Origin of the sequence: Nocardioides sp. CF8 (assembly GCF_000389985.1) — a bacterium.
Classification (GTDB): Bacteria; Actinomycetota; Actinomycetes; order Propionibacteriales; family Nocardioidaceae; genus Nocardioides; species Nocardioides allogilvus.
Genome location: NZ_CM001852.1, coordinates 2,689,803 through 2,705,917, shown reverse-complemented (window position 1 = coordinate 2,705,917; position 16,115 = coordinate 2,689,803). Strand labels below are relative to the sequence as shown.

Genomic DNA, 16,115 nt, shown 5'->3' with positions numbered 1-16,115 from the left:
CGGGACAACCTCCCTGGACATCACAACTAGCCCGAACAGTGAGGCGCCGAGTGCGAGTGCGACGGCGGCGCAGGTGCGCGCTCCGCACACACGTCCAAGACCAATGTGTGACATCCCGATAGTTCCCCTCGTAGGGCCTGATTGCACGCAGACGTCGACACGCTAAAGAGGGAAGAGGTTCGTGCGTGAGCAAATGACCCGAGGTGGCCCGAAAGGACTAGATCCACTACCCGATCGGGCGACCCCTGCCTTCAGTGCTCGGTGGGCCGAGGCGGCGGTACGGTGTCGCCCATGATCACTGCCATCGTGTTCGTCAAGGCCGACGTCGCCCGCATCCCTGAGGTCGCCGAGGCGATCGCGGCGCTGGACGGCGTCAGTGAGGTCTATTCGGTGACCGGCCAGATCGACCTGATCGCGATGATCCGGGTCAGCAAGCACGAGGACATCGCCGCCGTCGTCGCCGACTCACTGAACAAGGTGGAGGGCGTCACGTCCACCGAGACGCACATCGCGTTCCGCACCTTCTCGCGCCATGACCTGGAGTCGGCCTTCTCGCTCGGGCTGGACTGACGCTCCTCAGCGCGCGGGCTGGTGGACGGCGGACGGCAGGCGCTGCTCGTCGAAGGGCACCAGTGACAGCCGGGACGCCTCGACCGCGTCGTAGACCGACAGATGGCGCGTCGCCCCGCCGACGGGGCAGGCCCACTCGCCGGCCACGTCGACGAGGCGGATGCCTGGCGCCTCCAGCCAGCGGAGCACCTTCTCGGTCTCCTCGGCGGTGGCTGCCGGGACCGGGCCCGGCGCATCGATCACCGTCTCCGCGCTCGCGCGAAGCTGGTGGACGTAGTGGTGTGCGTCGGCGCCTGAGGGGATGACGCCCGCAGCGACCAGCCGGCCGTGCCGCACGATGTGGACTGCCCAGCGCCCGTCGTCCTCGCGGCGCGCTGCTACGACCTCGGGGCACCCGGTGAGGGCGGAGAGCCGCTGGGTGCGCGCGGCCGCTCGCACGAAGGTGGCGAGCCGGTCGCGGTGCACTCCGGCCTCCTCGAAGCGATCCAGGTCGGCCAGGGCGGTCATCCGTCGCTGGATGGCATCGACGACCTCGTCAGGCCGATGGAGCAAGGTGTCGCGCAGCTGCCGGACGACCGCGGCATAGGTCGTCGGGTCGGCGCTGCCGTCGCAGGGGGACAGGCATCGCCCCATCTCGGCGAGGACGCAGGGGGTGCGGGAGGGATTGACCCCGATGTGGTCGGAGCACTGCCGGACGGGGAACGTCTCGTGCAGGGCGGCCAGGCACTTGTCGGCAGACTTCTTCGACGAGAACGGGCCGAGATAATCGGCGTCGTCGTCGAGCACGCGACGCACCAGGGACAGTCGCGGCCAGGGCTCGCGGGTGAGCTTGACGAAGTGCATCTTCTCCGGGAAGCGGGAGCGGCGGTTGTACTTCGGCTTGTGCTCGGCGATCAGGCGCAGCTCGCGGACCTCGGCCTCGAGCGGGGTGGCGCAGGTGATGGTGGAGACCGACTCGGCCAATCCGACCATCTCGCCCATCCGGGTGCGGGTCTCGGACGCGGTGAAGTAGGTGCGCACCCGGCTGCGCAGGTCCTTGGACGTGCCGACGTAGAGGACGCGCGCGCGGTCGTCGCGGAAGAGGTAGACGCCGGGGGCGTGCGGCAGTCCTTCGGCCAGGTGGCGCTTGCGGCGCTGGGCGGTGGAGACCCGGGAGGTGAAGGTCTGGAGCTCCTCGAGGGTGTGGACGCCGACACCGCCCAGTCGCTCCATCAGTCCGTGCAGCACGTCGACGGTCGCGCGCGCGTCGGACAGGGCACGGTGGTTGGGGGTCGTGGTCGCGTTGAACAGCTGGGCGAGCGAGGAGAGCTTGCAGTTGGGCGCGTCGTCGCGGGTGATCACGCGGCGGGCGAGCTTGGCCGTGTCGAGCACCTCGAAGGCGGGCCACGCCAGGTCCTGGGCGCTGGCGAAGTGGCGCAGGAAGCCGACGTCGAAGGGGGCGTTGTGGGCCACCAGCACGCTGCCGGCGGCGAACTCCAGGAACGCCGGGAGGGCGGAATCGATGGAGGGCGCGTCGCTGACCATCGAGTTGGTGATGCCGGTGAGCACGGCGATGAACGGCGGGATCGCCGCATGCGGGTTGACCAGGGTCTGGAACTCGCCGAGCACCTCTCCGCCGCGGACCTTGACCGCCCCGATCTCGGTGATCATCGACCCCGCCGCCGCAGATCCACCCGTCGTCTCGAGGTCGACCACGCAGAAGGTGATGTCGCGCAGCGGCCGGCCCAGCTCGTCGAAGCTGCGCTGGGCCTCCCATCGGGAGGTGGTTGCTGCGGTGGTCATGTCCACGACGCTAGGTCCGACCACCGACATCGTCGGGGACGCCGCGCCACTAGGCTGGATCCGTGACCACAGAACTGCCGACCTCGTCCCACCGCTGGCGCTGCGGCGGTTGCGGCAACCTGACCCGCTTCGACGTGACCCGCACACGGCGCACGACCGAGTTCTGGCACTTCGACCTGGCCGGCGATCACGCGGTGGAGTCCACCGAGGTCAGGGGCGAGTCCGTGGAGTCGGTGTCGTGCCGCTGGTGCGGGCGCGACGACGCCATCGAGATCGTGGACCGCAACGAGGCGGCCCTGCTCGGCGAGGACCCCACCACCAACCCTGGCTGAACACGCCTCCGGTCGCTCGCGACCGGCCGTTGTCGGTGCTCGGTGGCACGGTGCGTCACATGACGACACGAATCGATTGCGACAGCTGCCTGGTGCGGGGACTGGCCTGCCACGACTGCGTGGTCACCGTGCTGCTGGGGCCACCGCCCGAGCTCACCTTCGACGACGACGAACGCCGCGCCCTCGAGGCGCTGGCCGATGGCGGCCTCGTGCCACCACTGCGGCTGGTCCAGCCGGTCACGGGACCCATCGTGGAATCGGCCTGATCCGGCCTCGACGCCCCATCAGTCACGTGAGCCACACCACAGCAACGACACGCGGTCTGCATCGGGACGGAGATTGGCAGCAGTGCCGGGGGCGGACTACGCTGACCCCTCAGGTGATCGTGGAAGTGGGCCACTCGGGTCCGCGCGAGCACCGCGTCGAGTTCGATCCGTTGACCCCCCGGTCAGTGGATCGGAGCCGGGGAACCACTTCCCGTCTGGGGTGAATCGCCTCCAAGGACATGCGCTCGCGCATGCGGAGGAGGCGTAGGGCATGTCGTGCCCGAACCCGTCAGCTCACCCGGTAGACGTACGACACACAAGGGAGAACACCCGCTCGTGAATCACGACCGGATGCGACTCGGCAGCGCCTTGCTGGGAATCACCGCGATTGCCGCCATCGGAATCATCCCCGTTTCACCGGCCCAGGCTGACCCGGACATCAAGGATGTCCAGGCCAAGGTCGACCGGCTCTACCACGAGGCGGAGCAGGCCTCGGAGCGATACAACGACGCCAAGCTCGACCTCGCCGACCTCCGCAAGGACCTGTCGGCCCTCCGCAGCGACGAGCAGCGCCAGAGCGCCAGGCTCGACGCGGTCCGGGGCGAGGTGGCTGACTCGATCCTGCGCGGCTACCAGGGTGAGTCGATCTCCACCGTCGGCCAGGTCGTCGTGTCCGACGACCCGGGTGCCTTCCTGGGGCAGCTCTCGACCATGTCGGGCTTCAACTCCCTGCAGGACAACATGTTCGACGCCTACTCGACCGAGCTCGAGGCCCTCGACCTGCGCCGCGACGCCACGGCCGATCGTGCCGCCGAGATCGCGGAGACCACCGACGACCTCGCAGCCGAGAAGAAGACGATCGACACGAAGCTCGAGGAAGCCGAAGACCTGCTGGCCGACCTCGAGGCCGAGGAGCGTGAGCGTCTGATGACCTCGTCGCGCTCCGAGACCACGCGCATGCCCGCCTCGGTGCCCGCCTCCGGCAGGGCCGCAGCGGCGATCTCCTACGCCATGGCCCAGGTCGGCGACGCCTACGTCTACGGCGCCACCGGCGACAACGCCTTCGACTGCTCGGGCCTCACCATGCGCGCCTGGGGCGCGGCCGGTGTCGGTCTCCCGCACTCGTCAAGCGCGCAGTACGGCTCCGGCCCGCACATCTCCGCGAGTGCGCTGCAGCCCGGCGACCTGGTCTTCTACTACAGCCCGATCAGCCACGTCGGCATGTACATCGGCAACGGCATGATCGTGCACGCAGCCAACCCCGGCACCGGTGTGGCCGTCTCCGGTCTCCACTCCATGCCTTACGTCGGCGCGGTTCGCCCTGGCTGATCGCCCGACCTCGAAGACCGGTCGCCCACGTTGGTGGGTGGCCGGTCTTTCGCTGTGTGTGGGGCTGGTCGCAGCAGGCGTCTGGCTCGTCGGTGGCGACGAGCCCTACCGGGCCGACCTCTCCGACGACTCGGCTGCGCCGACGGCGCAGGCGGGCGCTGCGGCGGCCGTCGTCCAGGACCTCGTCCGGGCCCTGGCTGCAGGTCACCCCGACGCCGCTGCCGAGCTCGGGCGTCCGGACGATCCTGCGTCCGTCGGGCTCCTGAGGGCAGTCGCCGACAACGCGCGCGAGCTCGGACTCGTCGACCTGTCGGCGCGCTACGTCGACGAGGTCGGGGCGGTCGCGCCGGACGGTTCCTGGACCGCCGCCGTCGACCTGACCTGGGCGATCGACGGATTCGATGAGGAGCCGGCACACGCCGAGGTGCTCGTCGCGTTCGCGCCCGACGACGGGCGCGTCGCCATCACCGGCCTGGGCGGCGGCGACCGCATCTCGCCGTTGTGGCTGCGTGAGCGGCTGGTCATACGGCGTACACCCCGGGCCCTCGTGATGGCAGCCGGCGAGCAGGCCGCCCGGGAGGCGCGCGTCTACCTCCAGCGGGTCCGCCGAGCGGTCCCCGTCGTCCGGGGCGTGCTCCCGCAGTGGCGCCCCTCGGTCGTCCTGGAGGTGCCGGCGAGCAGCGAGGCGCTCGATGACGCGCTCGACGTCGCTGACGGGACGTATGCCGGTATCGCCGCGGTCACTGCCGCCGCCGACGGCTCCCAGCGCACGAGCGGGCCGGTGCGGGTCTTCGTCAACCCGGAGGTCACGGGGCGGCTGCGCGGCGCGGGTGCGCAGGTCGTGATCAGCCACGAGCTCGTGCACGTCGCCACCGACGCGACCACGGTCTCCCTCGATCCCTGGCTGCTCGAAGGCTTCGCCGACTACGTCGCCCTGCGCGACATCGGGCTGCCGTTGAGCACGACGGCTGCCCGGGCGCGCGCGCTCGTGCGCCGCGACGGGGTGCCCGACCACCTACCCGGCGTCGCCGAGTTCGACACCTCGTCCGACAGTCTCGAGGCCGCCTACGAGCTGGCCTGGCTCGCCTGTGTCGAGGTCGCTGCCCGGGTCGGCGAGCGCGGCCTGGTCCGGGTCTACGACGAGGCATCGGACGGTGCGACCACGCGCCGCGCTCTGGCGTCGGTGGGACTGACCCCGGGTGAGGTGCTCCGGGGGTGGCAGGTCCGGCTCAGGGGGCTCCGCCCGTGACCGCTCGCCGCTGCGCGCTCACCGTGACGCTGGTCGCGGTGGTCGGGTTCGTCGTCGTGGCGGCGCTCTGGGTGCCGTGGCAGCCGGTGCCGGGTGGTGCGCCCAGCGCCGTACGACCCGAGACGGTGTTCACGGCCGAGCAGATCAGGCGCGGCGAGGACTACGCAGCCTGGGCCCGTCGGTGGAGCCTGCTGTCACTCGCCATCACCCTCGTGGTGGCGTCGGCGCTCGGGTTCACCCGCTGGGGCGAGCGGCTGATGGAGCGGCTGCCCGGCCGCTGGTGGGCGAAGGTCGTGCTCGGCGTGCTCGCGATCAGCCTGCTCGGTCGGCTGGCGACCCTGCCGTGCAGCGTGATGCTGCAACGGCACCGGTTGGCCAACGGTCTGAGCACCCAGACGTGGGTCGGATATGCACGCGACGTGGCGACGAGCGAGGTGGTCGCCGTGGTCACCACGTCGGTCGGGCTGCTCGTGCTCCTCGGTGTCGCACGACGCTGGCGTCGCGCCTGGCCGGCGATCGCGGGGGGACTCGTCGGGGCGCTCGTGGTGCTCGGCTCCTTCATCTATCCGCTCGTCGTCGAGCCCCTGTTCAACGACTTCACGCCGCTGACCGACCCCGGGCTCAGGTCGGAGATCTTCGTGCTCGCGGACCAGCAGGGAGTACGGCTCGACGACGTGCTCGTCGCGGACGCGTCTCGGCGTACGACCACGCTCAATGCCTACGTCTCCGGCATCGGCAACACCAGGCGGGTGGTCGTCTACGACAACCTGGTCGAGTCGCTGCCGCGAGACGAGGCCCTGTCGGTGATCTCCCACGAGCTGGCGCACGCGGCGCACGGCGACGTCGTGATCGGTACGGCGCTGGGCGCCCTGGGAGGGGCCGCCGGAGTCGGCCTGCTGGGACTGGTCGTCACCACCCGTCGCAGACGCGGCCGACCGGGCCTGGCTGATCCGCGGATCGTGCCCCTCGTGCTGGCGCTCAGCGTGTGGGCGACGCTCGCGGCGAGTCCGCTGGAGAACGGCGTCAGCCGGCAGATCGAGACGCGCGCGGACGTGGAAGCGCTGAAGGCGACCGGGGACCCGGTCGCCTTCGTGGAGATGCAGAAGTTGTTGGCACTGCGCTCGCTGGCGGATCCGACGCCGCCTGTGTGGCTGCAGTGGTGGTGGGGGAGTCACCCCACGGTGTTGGAGCGGTTGGCGCTCGCGACCGAGGACTGACCTCAGATGTTGCGGCCGAGCTGCGGGGGGATCTCCTGGAACAGGGCGAGGACTTCCTCGCCGAACAGGCCGACGGAGACGATGATCGCAGCGGCGATCATCGCGACCATCAGGCCGTACTCGACGGCGGTCGCGCCGTCCTCGTCATGCTTGCGGGTCATCGTCATTGCTCACTCCTTGGGCCGGAACGTACCGAGGGCCGGCATCCGCGTGTGAACGCGGACACCGGCCCCAGGTGTTGGATCAGCGGCCCTGCATACCCGTGGTGACCTCGGTGAACAGCTTGACGAGCTCGTCGCCGAGGAGGCCGACGGTGAGGATGATGGCGGCGGCGATCAGCGCGACCATGAGGCCGTACTCGACGGCGGTGGCGCCCTTCTCGTCGTCACGGCGAGCGTTGAGCATGAGGCTGAGGAACTGGATCATTTCGATATCCCTTGTGTGTGATGAATGGTGGAGAGTCTTGGCCCGTCAGGCACCAGACCCGACAAGAAGAAGTCTGTCCGAGGGGCGGCGTCTGCGAATCGGATGATCGGTCGGGACCGCCTAGTCCCTTTTGACTACCGTGACGCAACCCACTGGACTGGACCGGGTGGTCCAGACGTGTGCGTCCGGCCGGCCGGTCAGAACCGCTGCGTCGCGACGTGGTCCAGGAGCCCCATGCGCATGGCCGCGACCAGCGCCTGGGCGCGGTTGGCGGCGCCGAGCTTCTGGTAGATGTGCGTGATGTGGGTCTTCGCCGTGGACTCGCTCATGAAGAGCCGGGAGGCGATCTCCCCGGTGCCCAGACCGTCCGCGAGCAGGGTCAGCACCTCGTCCTCGCGACCGGACAGCTTGGGGGTCACGGGTCCCGTGGCCCGGCGCATCATCGCCTCGCTGAGGCCGGTGCACAGGAAGGTCCTCGGGGCGACCGCCGCGTGCTTGGCGGCGCTCACCACCTCGGTCGCCTTGCTGTCCTTGCCGACGAAGCCGGACGCGCCGGCCTCCATCGCCGCGAAGATCTGGTCGTCGCCGGCATGCATGGTCAGCACCACGACGCCGGTCGTGGCGTTGGTGGCACGGATGGCGCGCACGACGTCGAGGCCGTGTCCGTCGGGCAGCTGGAGGTCGGTGACCACGACGTCCGGGCGGAGCTGCTCGAAGGCCACGAGGGCGTCGGCCACATTGCCCGCCTGACCGACGACGGTCGTCTCGGTGTCTCGTTCGAACGCGCGAGCCAGGCCCTGACGGATCAGCTCGTGGTCATCGACGAGGAGAACTGTGGTGCTCATGTCGAGTCATCCCTTCGGTGGCGACGTGGTGCTTGGTCTGGAGCAGCACGACGGTGCCACCCTCGGTTCGTGGCGAGATCGTGAGCTCGGCGCCGATGCACTGGGCACGCTCGCGCATCGTCTGCAGGCCCCAGTGCTTCTCGCGCGGGACGGCGTTGCCGACGCCGTCGTCCTCGATCTCGAGCCTGATGCTGGCTCCGTCGCAGACGAGGGTCACCCAGAGGTTCGTCGCCTCGGCGTGCCGGCGCACGTTGCCGATCGCCTCCTGGGCGACGCGCAAAAGCTCGACCTCGGTGCGGCGGGGGAGCGGCGGGCCCGACTCGTCGAGCACCAGGTGGACCCGCAGGTCCGTGCCGTGGCTGACCTCGCGGACATATTCCGCCAGCGCACCGGCCAGTTGGTGGTCGGCGACATGGTGGCGCAGGTCGAAGATGGAGAAGCGCAGGTCGGCGACCACGCGGCTGATCTCGTCGCGCAGTGACGCTGCGAGCGACTGGACGCTCGACTCCGAGGTCATGGACTCGATCTCGTCGACGACGTAGCCGAGCGCCACGATTTCCTGGGCGACGCCGTCATGCATCTCGCGAGCGATCCGGGTGCGTTCCTCGGACGTCGCCATCAGGCGCACCTCGTCGAAGGTCACCGCGGTGTCGAGGCGGAGGACGAATTCCTCGGCGACCTCCTGTGCCATGGCCAGCAGCTCGAGTGTCCACCCTGCCTCCCGGACCAGCACGACGGAGCCGAACGTGTTGTCCGCGACGGCCAGGCAGATGGACGCGATGCTCGGGTCCACCTCGCCGTCGACGTCCGGGGGCGGCTTGAGGTCGCCGTACGACGAGATGAGGTCGACCTCGTCCTGTCGGCCGTGCAGCAGCACGGCCGAGCGCGAGGCCCCGGTCGTGCGCCGCAGTGCGGCCTCGAGCTCGGCGGCGAGCTGCACGCTGTCGAGGCCGACCGCGCCGGCGCTCGTCAGGTCGTGCAGCTGGGACATCAGCTGGTGGGCGGCGGCGAACGGTGCCTGGCGGGCCTCCAGGTCGCGCACGGAGCGCGACTGCCAGCCGGCCAGCTGGCCGACACCCAGGCCCATCACCAGCCAGGGCACCGACTCGAGGATGCGCGCGACGTCGGTGCGGCCTTCGCTGAGGATCGCGGTCGCGATCACGGCGATGGCCCCGACGAGGGTCACGTTGAAGCAGGCCACGGCGCCATGACGAAGACCGGCGATGACAGGCGGTGCGGCCAGGTAGACGAGCAGTGCCGCTTCGGGCGGAGCACTCGTCAGGACCAGCGCGCTCAGGAGGGCCTCGGTGACAGGCAGCCACGACCCACCCCTGGTGAGCACGCCCAGCTCCAACGTGGAGCAGGCGACCGCGATCACCCCGAGGGCCAGCAGCACGGGCAGCGCGCGGGTCGCGTCGGCGGTGCTCAGCAGCAGGCCCGCGGCCAGCGACAACGTGAACGTACGGATGGCGGCGCTCGCACGCGCGGAGCGGGCGGAGACGGGGATGCCAGTGAGGGGATCGGGCCGGACCTGGTTGCGCATCAGCGGTTGCTGAACGTCTCGGCGATCTGTAGACCGGCTGGTCCGAGGATGACGATGAACAGGCACGGCAGGATGAACATCACGAGCGGGATCATGATGCGCACCGGCACCTGCTGGGCCTTCTCCTCCGCCCGCTGGCGGCGCTTGACCCGCATCTCCTGGCTCTGGATGCGCAGCACCCGGCCGATCGGGATGCCGAGGGCGTCCGCCTGCACCATGGACAGGCAGAAGGACTTCAGGTCGGGCAGCGAGGAGCGCATCGCCATGCTGCGCATCGCCTCGGCGCGGCCCACGCCGATCTGCATCTCCTGGAGCAGGCGGTTGAACTCCTGGGACAGCGGCCCGGTCGTGTTCTTGGCGACGCGTGCGACCGCCGAGTCGAAGCCGAGGCCGGCCTCGACGGAGACGGTCAGGAGGTCGATGGCGTCGGGCAGCGAGTTTCGCATCAGCTTCTCGCGCTTCTGGCCTGCGTTGTAGAGCAGCACGTTGGGCAGGACGTAGCCGAACCCGGCCGCGAGGCCGGTCGCGACGATGACCCGCAGGAAGGACCAGTCCAGGCCCAGGAAGTAGAGGAAGCCGAGGACGGCGAAGACGCCGAGCCCGAGCACCTTGAGGCCGATGATCCGGCTCACGTCCCAGCTGGGCGGGTTGCCGGCGATGTTGAGCCGATACTGGAGCTTCTGGGCGGTGTCTGCCCGCACCATCTTGCGACCGATGTCGACGAAGCGGTCGCCGAGCGGGCCGATGACGCGCTCGACGAACGGGAGCTCGAGCTCCGCCTTCAAGACGTCGGGGGCGGAGTCGATCGCCTGGATGGCGGCAACGGACCGGGCGACGCCACGGCGCTCGCTGGTCACGACGCCGATCACGGACAACGAGAGCGTGATGGCGGCGACGAGCAGGAGCGCGCCGGCCAGCAACATCGGGGACATCAGACCTCCACCTTGGCCAGCTTGGACATCGAGAAGGAACCGAGGGCAAGGAGAACGAAGGCGGCAAGCAACATGATGTATCCAGGGAACGTGGTGTACAGGGGTCGGACGTACTCGTTGTTGACGAAGTAGAGATAGACGAAGATGGCGGGAGGCAGGAATCCGAGGATGTATCCCGACAGGCGACCTTCGGCGCTGAGGGAGCGGACCTGTCGCTTGAGGTACTCACGCTCGCGCAGGGTGTCCGCGACGGTGTTGAGGATCTCGGCGAGGTTGCCGCCGACCTCACGCTGGATGCGGATCGCCATGACGACCCAGGCGAAGTTCTCGCTCTCCATGCGCAGCGCGACGCCGTCCATCGCGTCGGTGATGTCGACACCGAGTCGCTGCTCGATCAGGGCACGGCGCAGCTCGCCGGCGATTGGCTCGTGGCCCTCGCGCACGACGGTGTCCACGGCCTGGGGCAGCGAGAGACCCGCCTGGAGCCCGCCCGCCATCAGGCCGAGGGACTCGGCGAGCTGGGCGTTGAAGGCGTTGAGCCGACGGCGGTGCCTGAACCTGAGGTAGATCCACGGGAGGACCGCTCCACCGATCAGGCCGAGCACGGCCAGGCCGGGGCCGCCGAGGATGAAGCAGACGAGGGCGGAGCCCACTGCGATGCCGACGTGCATGAGCAACCACTCGGCTGCGGTGAGCGCCGACCCGGCGCCGGCGAGTCGCTGGGCGATCCGTGTCTCCATGTCGGCGCTGACGACCTTGTTGGTCATCGCCACTGCGGAGTCGAGAGCCCCGGAATCTGCCGTGGCCTTCTTGCGGCTGCCGGGCGTGCCACCCGTGGAGCCGAAGTAGGAGTCCAGACGGCGCTCGGCGTTCGAGCGTCCGATGCGGGGGCCGGAGATCACGATGCTCATCAGGCCGACGAGCCCGAGGAAGAGGACGAGTGCGCCCAGCAGCATCAGCGGCGTGCTCACGAGGGCCTTGCCGTTCTCGACCACGTCAGGGATCGAGGTCGCGGCGGCGAGAGTGACGAACGCCGAGTCGGTGTAGGACGTCTCGTCGGCCCGGAGCGTCACGGTGATGGACGCTTCCTCCTTGGAGTCGTCCGGGGCGTCGAACGTCACGAGGATCTGCTGGGCGAGTGCGTCGGCCTGCGCTGCGAAGACCGTGCTCAGGGCAGCCGGGTCGGCAGGGATGACCTTGCCGCCGGTGTCCTCCGCGAGACCCGCGATCTCCGATGCCTTGGCCGAGCGGCCCAGGGAGACGACGTCGACGACGACCTCGCGGTCCTCGGCCTCGCTGGACGCCACTTCGAGCGTGGTCGCGCTGCCGGTGTCGGCACCGTCGGAGAGGAGGAGCACGGCGCGCGACCCCTCGGCACCGACGATGTCGACGCCCTCGAGCAGGGCGTCGTAGACGCTCGTGCCCTTGCTGAGCTCGATGCCCAGCAGGGCGGTGCGGATGGCGTCGTGGTCGGTGGTGGGCTCGATCGTCTGCTGGATGTCGCCGGCGAACGTCACGAGACCGATGGCCACGTCGGCCGGGGCCTGGTCGAGGAACGCGTTGACAGCGGCTGTGGCGGCAGCGAACTTGGCGCCGCGCATGCTGTTGCTGGCGTCGAGGACGAGGACGGTCGAGCGGTCGATGTCGCCCGCCGACACGATCTTCGCCGTGGCGTCGACCGCTCGACCGTCCACCTCGACCGCGACGGACGAGGGGTCGGCGATCGCGCCGGTGGGCAGACCGTCCACCGACAGCACCAGGGAGACGCGGCGTTCGGCGGACTCGATGTGGTCGATGCCGATCTCGTCCGCGGCGTGTGCGGCCGGGGAGACCAGGAGTGCTGCGAGCCCTGCTGCGGCGAGGACCGCGACAGCCCGAGCGGGACGGCGGCGCGTCATTGCAGTGATCCTCCGGTGGCGAAGATGGCGGGGTTGACCTTCACGCCGTGGTCAGCGAGGTGCTCGAGGAAGCGCGGCCTGAGGCCCATCGACTTGAGGTGGCCCTTGAACTTGCCGTGCTCGTCGGTCCCGGCGCTGTAGTCGAACAGGAAGACGTCCTGGGTGGTGATGATGTCGCCCTCCATGCCGACGATCTCGGTGATGGCGGTGATGCGGCGCGTGCCGTCCTTGAGACGGGTCTGCTGGATGATGAGGTCGACGGCACTCGCGACCTGCTCGCGGATGGCGCGCACGGGCAGGTCCATGCCGGCCATCAGCACCATCGTCTCCAGACGGGCGAGCGCATCACGAGGCGTGTTGGCGTGCAGTGTCGAGATGGAGCCGTCGTGGCCGGTGTTCATCGCCTGCAGCATGTCGAGCGCGGCTGCGTCGCGGATCTCACCGACGACGATGCGGTCAGGGCGCATGCGTAGCGAGTTCTTGACCAGGTCACGGATGGTGACGGCGCCCTTGCCCTCGATGTTGGGCGGACGCGACTCCAGCCGGAGCACGTGGTCCTGGTGCAACCGGAGCTCGGCGGCGTCCTCGATGGTCACGATCCGCTCGTCGTCCGGGATGAAGGAGGAGAGCACGTTGAGCGTCGTCGTCTTGCCGGCACCCGTTCCACCCGACACGAGGATGTTCAGGCGACCGCGGACACAGCCCTCGAGCAGATCGGCCGCCTGACGGGACAAGGAGTCGAAGCTGATCAGGTCCTCGATGGTGTAGGGATCCTCGGAGAACTTGCGGATGGTCAGCTTGGAACCGTCGAGCGCCAGCGGCGGGATGATCGCGTTGACACGGCTGCCGTCGGGCAGGCGAGCGTCGACCATCGGGCTGGTCTCGTCGACGCGACGACCGATCTTGCTGACGATCTTGTCGATCGTGCGGCGCAGGTGTGCCTCGTCGGCGAACTGCGCGTCGGTCTTGACGAGCTTGCCGCTGCGCTCGATGTAGATGCTGTTGTAGGCATTCACCATGACCTCGGAGAGCTCCGAGTCTCGCAGCAACGGCTCGAGCGGGCCGTAGCCGAGGATGTCGTCGGCGATCTCCTGGGAGACGCGGGCCCGGTCGACCGAGGACATCGGCTGGTCGGCGTCCGCCAGTGCGGTCTGCAGCGCGACGTGCACCTGCTGCTCGAGCTCGGACTGGGTCATGTGCGCGTCGTAGAGCTTAGGGCCGAGGGCCTCGACGAGCTTGGCGTGCACGATCTTCTTGACGACCGCGAACGGGTCGCGGCCGGTCTTGGCCTTGCTCGCGGTCAGCGTGGCCAGGGTGGTGGCCGAGGTGGGCGGCGCCGCCGGCGCCGCTGTGGGCGGAGGGGGTGCGAGGGTGGTCGTGCCGTTCGGCGGGGTCACCGGGGGAACGGGCTCGGCGGGCGCCCCCTGCTGCGGGCGGGCTGACCGCTGGGCGGCGGCAATGCGATCGCTGAGACTCATGTCAGCCCCTCCTGAGGCGCAGGCGACCGCCGGAGACCTTGTGGCCCTCGGACTGGGTCGCATCGACGTTGGTGAACGAGTGGGCGAAGGCGACGATCGCCTTGCTGTTGGGGTGTGACGGGTAGGCACGCACCAGCGCCTCTCCGCGGTTCACGGCGGAGAGCACCTCGCGGCTCGAGACCAGGGAGATGTCGGCCTTCAGGCCGACGGTGGACTCGAACTCGTCGGTCGTGAGACCGACCTTGCCGTCGGCCCGGTTGAGCACGAACTTCCAGGTGTCGCGGGGGAAGTTCAGGAGGTCGAGGGTTCCTGTGGCGAGCTTGAGGCCCTTCAGCGCGGGGATGTCCAGCGTTGCGACCAGGACGATGGTGTCGGTGCGGTCGAGGGCGGTCAGCGCGTTGTCGTCGAACACGCCGGACGTGTCGACGACGACGTAGTCGAACATGCCCTTGAGGGTGTCGATCATGGTGCCGATGTCGACCGCGGTGGCGTGGTCGGGGGAGTCGAGACGGACGGGTGCCGCCACGATGGCGAGGCGCTTGGAGTGCCGGGTCAGGATCGACTCGAGCGCAACCTCGTCGATCATCCCGTTGAATGCCACGAGGTCGTTGATCGTCCTGGCCGGCGTCAGCTGCAGCATGATCGCGACGTCGCCGCTGTTCACGTCGAGGTCGATCAGGCACACGTTGTGGCCCGCGTCGCTGAGCGCCACGGCGGTGTTGGTGGCAATCAGGCTCTTGCCCACGCCGCCCTTGGTCGAGAAGACGGTCAGCACCTTGCCCTGGGGCATGTCCGCGGCCGCCTGGGCCGCAGCGACGTCCGCCTTGGCCTGCGCCATGGCGGACGAGGCAGCGGCCTGGGCCTCGACCTCGATCGTCTTCGCGATCTCGCTGGCGACCGACCGCGCACGGTGCACGGCGGTGGTGATGCCGGCCAGGTCATTGGCCTCGACGACCTCGCGCATGCCGCTGCGCAGTGCGGTGGTGAGCACGTCGTGGTCGACGGTGCGACGGAGCAGGATCACGCCGAGGTCCGGGCGACTGATCCGGGCCCACTTGGCGAACGCCGTGGCCGCGTCGACGTCGACCGTGGGGCCGATGACGACGGCGAACTCGTGCGGGCTGGCCGCGATGTGGGCATTCAGGTCCTCGAACGACTTGAACGCCACCGACCCGTGCAGCATCGTCTGCACGATGGCGAGGTGCCCGACGTCGGGCTCGAGGATCGCGGTCACAATGCGTTCCGGAACGGTTCGGGCATCACGTCGACAGCGGTGACGCCCGGCTTGTCGACGACCTTGGACTCGCTCGTCAGCATGGCGAAGGAGACGTCGCCGTTGCGCGCGGCGTAGATGAGGCGCTCGGCCTCCTTCTGGTCCACGGCGACGGTGAGGATGGTCCGGGCGACCTGCTCGACCTCTTCCTCGCCGTCCTCGGTCTTGGTGGTCCTGGCAGCGATGCTGGTCGTGCCGACGCCGACGACCTCGACCTTGGGGAGCAGCAGGCGGGTGTACGGCGCCAGCTTGAGCTCCTTGCCGTCGGGGAGGATCCGCACGGGGTCGGCGGAGATGAAGATGGCGACCTCCGAGCCGGGGTTGACGAAGCCGGCGACCCGCTCGGGGTCGGTGAGCTCGACGGAGATCGCGATCTTGTTGTCCGGGATGACAAGGGTGTCGGCGTCACCGAGGCTGCCGAACTTCCGGGCGATGATCTGCTCGCCGGGGTAGATCGTCCCGAGGGCGACGAGGTCGGAGATCGAGCTGGTGGAGGAGAGAGCCCCCTCGACGAGGTCGATCTTGCGGACCTCGGTCTTCTCGAACTTGCCGGCTTCCTGGGCGGCGGACACGTCGTCGCCGATCTCGATGACATCGGTCGCGGTGAGGACCTCGACGAGCTCCTGGCCCTCGGTCGCACGAGCATCGATGCCCTGGACGTAGAGGACGATCATCGACGTACCGACCAGCGCGATCAGCGCGGCTACGAGCAGGAGAACAGAACGGCGAGCCATGTGGCGATCCTTCACAGTCAGAGAATCCAGGGGGTTTCATCTGGGTGTGCTCAGGCCAGCCGACTGGCGTGGCAGAACCGCGCCCAGGGGGCTTGGGGAGGACCCAGATTCCAGCCCCAGGCGCAAAATCTAGGGCTCTCGCCGAAGGGTTGTGGGCTAAACCGAACAAACTGCCCATAGGTCGCATCGGCACCACCCGTTATGACTACGTGAGCGGTCGTTCAGGTAGTCACAACGTGGG

General features: G+C 69.3%; 16 protein-coding genes and 1 riboswitch. Of the genes, 6 read left to right on the top strand and 10 right to left on the bottom strand.

All coding sequences use genetic code 11. From position 1 onward, the window contains the following. Nucleotides 1-291: 291 nt before the first annotated feature. Complete coding sequence (locus CF8_RS13190) at nt 292-570, top strand: Lrp/AsnC family transcriptional regulator (RefSeq protein ID WP_010833605.1); 279 nt, start codon at nt 292-294, stop codon at nt 568-570. A gap of 6 nt (nt 571-576) precedes the next feature. On the opposite strand, the gene CF8_RS13185 is transcribed toward CF8_RS13190, so the two are convergent. Beyond that, complete coding sequence (locus tag CF8_RS13185) at nt 577-2,352, bottom strand: DEDD exonuclease domain-containing protein (protein WP_036493112.1); 1,776 nt, start codon at nt 2,350-2,352, stop codon at nt 577-579. A gap of 62 nt (nt 2,353-2,414) precedes the next feature. On the opposite strand from CF8_RS13185, the gene CF8_RS13180 reads away from it, so the two are divergent. The 5 genes from CF8_RS13180 (at nt 2,415) to CF8_RS13160 (ending at nt 6,745) form a co-directional block, all read left to right on the top strand. Further along, nucleotides 2,415-2,684 (top strand): hypothetical protein, encoded by a 270-nt coding sequence (locus CF8_RS13180; RefSeq protein WP_010833603.1) that lies wholly within the window; start codon nt 2,415-2,417, stop codon nt 2,682-2,684. 59 nt (nt 2,685-2,743) lie between these two features. Further along, nucleotides 2,744-2,950 carry a hypothetical protein gene (locus CF8_RS13175; RefSeq protein ID WP_036491004.1) on the top strand — a complete coding sequence of 69 codons (207 nt, stop codon included), beginning with the start codon at nt 2,744-2,746 and terminating at the stop codon, nt 2,948-2,950. A 158-nt stretch (nt 2,951-3,108) separates the two neighbouring features. Next, nucleotides 3,109-3,273, top strand: a riboswitch (cyclic di-AMP (ydaO/yuaA leader). Between the two features lie 13 nt (nt 3,274-3,286). Continuing rightward, nucleotides 3,287-4,279 (top strand): C40 family peptidase, encoded by a 993-nt coding sequence (locus tag CF8_RS13170; protein WP_036491003.1) that lies wholly within the window; start codon nt 3,287-3,289, stop codon nt 4,277-4,279. 37 nt (nt 4,280-4,316) lie between these two features. Further along, entirely contained in the window at nt 4,317-5,528 is a 1,212-nt protein-coding gene (locus CF8_RS21060) for a hypothetical protein (protein ID WP_156887224.1), read from the top strand. Continuing rightward, a complete protein-coding gene (locus CF8_RS13160) occupies nt 5,525-6,745 on the top strand; it encodes a M48 family metallopeptidase (protein WP_036491001.1) in 1,221 nt (406 codons plus the stop codon). The genes CF8_RS21060 and CF8_RS13160 overlap by 4 nt, the downstream gene beginning before the upstream one ends. A gap of 2 nt (nt 6,746-6,747) precedes the next feature. Here CF8_RS13160 and CF8_RS21590 read toward each other — a convergent pair whose 3' ends face one another. From CF8_RS21590 to cpaB, 9 genes are all read right to left on the bottom strand, one after another. After that, entirely contained in the window at nt 6,748-6,912 is a 165-nt protein-coding gene (locus CF8_RS21590; protein ID WP_084622871.1) for a Flp family type IVb pilin, read from the bottom strand. A gap of 76 nt (nt 6,913-6,988) precedes the next feature. Beyond that, entirely contained in the window at nt 6,989-7,171 is a 183-nt protein-coding gene (locus tag CF8_RS13155) for a Flp family type IVb pilin (protein ID WP_036490998.1), read from the bottom strand. A gap of 197 nt (nt 7,172-7,368) precedes the next feature. Continuing rightward, on the bottom strand, nt 7,369-8,016 hold the full coding sequence (locus tag CF8_RS13150) for a response regulator transcription factor (protein WP_010833598.1): 648 nt from the start codon (nt 8,014-8,016) through the stop codon (nt 7,369-7,371). Beyond that, the gene (locus tag CF8_RS21055; protein ID WP_010833597.1) at nt 7,988-9,559 is read right to left on the bottom strand and encodes a sensor histidine kinase; all 1,572 of its coding nucleotides are present in this window, start codon (nt 9,557-9,559) and stop codon (nt 7,988-7,990) included. The genes CF8_RS13150 and CF8_RS21055 overlap by 29 nt, the downstream gene beginning before the upstream one ends. Continuing rightward, nucleotides 9,559-10,491 (bottom strand): type II secretion system F family protein, encoded by a 933-nt coding sequence (locus CF8_RS13140; protein WP_010833596.1) that lies wholly within the window; start codon nt 10,489-10,491, stop codon nt 9,559-9,561. The genes CF8_RS21055 and CF8_RS13140 overlap by 1 nt, the downstream gene beginning before the upstream one ends. Beyond that, nucleotides 10,491-12,389 carry a type II secretion system F family protein gene (locus tag CF8_RS21050; protein ID WP_010833595.1) on the bottom strand — a complete coding sequence of 633 codons (1,899 nt, stop codon included), beginning with the start codon at nt 12,387-12,389 and terminating at the stop codon, nt 10,491-10,493. Before CF8_RS21050 ends, CF8_RS13140 begins: the two co-directional genes overlap by 1 nt. Continuing rightward, nucleotides 12,386-13,867 carry a CpaF family protein gene (locus CF8_RS13130; protein ID WP_036490996.1) on the bottom strand — a complete coding sequence of 494 codons (1,482 nt, stop codon included), beginning with the start codon at nt 13,865-13,867 and terminating at the stop codon, nt 12,386-12,388. Before CF8_RS13130 ends, CF8_RS21050 begins: the two co-directional genes overlap by 4 nt. 1 nt (nt 13,868) lies before the next feature. Then, complete coding sequence (locus CF8_RS21045; RefSeq protein ID WP_010833593.1) at nt 13,869-15,101, bottom strand: AAA family ATPase; 1,233 nt, start codon at nt 15,099-15,101, stop codon at nt 13,869-13,871. Then, on the bottom strand, nt 15,098-15,874 hold the full coding sequence (gene cpaB / locus CF8_RS13120; RefSeq protein WP_010833592.1) for a Flp pilus assembly protein CpaB: 777 nt from the start codon (nt 15,872-15,874) through the stop codon (nt 15,098-15,100). Before cpaB ends, CF8_RS21045 begins: the two co-directional genes overlap by 4 nt. Nucleotides 15,875-16,115: the final 241 nt, after the last annotated feature.

Excerpts from the sequence above, each read along its gene's own strand:
- CF8_RS21050 (WP_010833595.1), bottom strand. The coding sequence starts at position 12,389 with ATGACGCGCCGCCGTCCCGCTCGGGCTGTCGCGGTCCTCGCCGCAGCA.
- CF8_RS13150 (WP_010833598.1), bottom strand. The coding sequence starts at position 8,016 with ATGAGCACCACAGTTCTCCTCGTCGATGACCACGAGCTGATCCGTCAG.
- CF8_RS13155 (WP_036490998.1), bottom strand. The coding sequence starts at position 7,171 with ATGATCCAGTTCCTCAGCCTCATGCTCAACGCTCGCCGTGACGACGAG.
- CF8_RS13140 (WP_010833596.1), bottom strand. The coding sequence starts at position 10,491 with ATGTCCCCGATGTTGCTGGCCGGCGCGCTCCTGCTCGTCGCCGCCATC.
- CF8_RS13175 (WP_036491004.1), top strand. The coding sequence starts at position 2,744 with ATGACGACACGAATCGATTGCGACAGCTGCCTGGTGCGGGGACTGGCC.
- CF8_RS21055 (WP_010833597.1), bottom strand. The coding sequence starts at position 9,559 with ATGCGCAACCAGGTCCGGCCCGATCCCCTCACTGGCATCCCCGTCTCC.
- CF8_RS13185 (WP_036493112.1), bottom strand. The coding sequence starts at position 2,352 with ATGACCACCGCAGCAACCACCTCCCGATGGGAGGCCCAGCGCAGCTTC.
- CF8_RS21590 (WP_084622871.1), bottom strand. The coding sequence starts at position 6,912 with ATGACGATGACCCGCAAGCATGACGAGGACGGCGCGACCGCCGTCGAG.
- cpaB (WP_010833592.1), bottom strand. The coding sequence starts at position 15,874 with ATGGCTCGCCGTTCTGTTCTCCTGCTCGTAGCCGCGCTGATCGCGCTG.
- CF8_RS13190 (WP_010833605.1), top strand. The coding sequence starts at position 292 with ATGATCACTGCCATCGTGTTCGTCAAGGCCGACGTCGCCCGCATCCCT.
- CF8_RS13130 (WP_036490996.1), bottom strand. The coding sequence starts at position 13,867 with ATGAGTCTCAGCGATCGCATTGCCGCCGCCCAGCGGTCAGCCCGCCCG.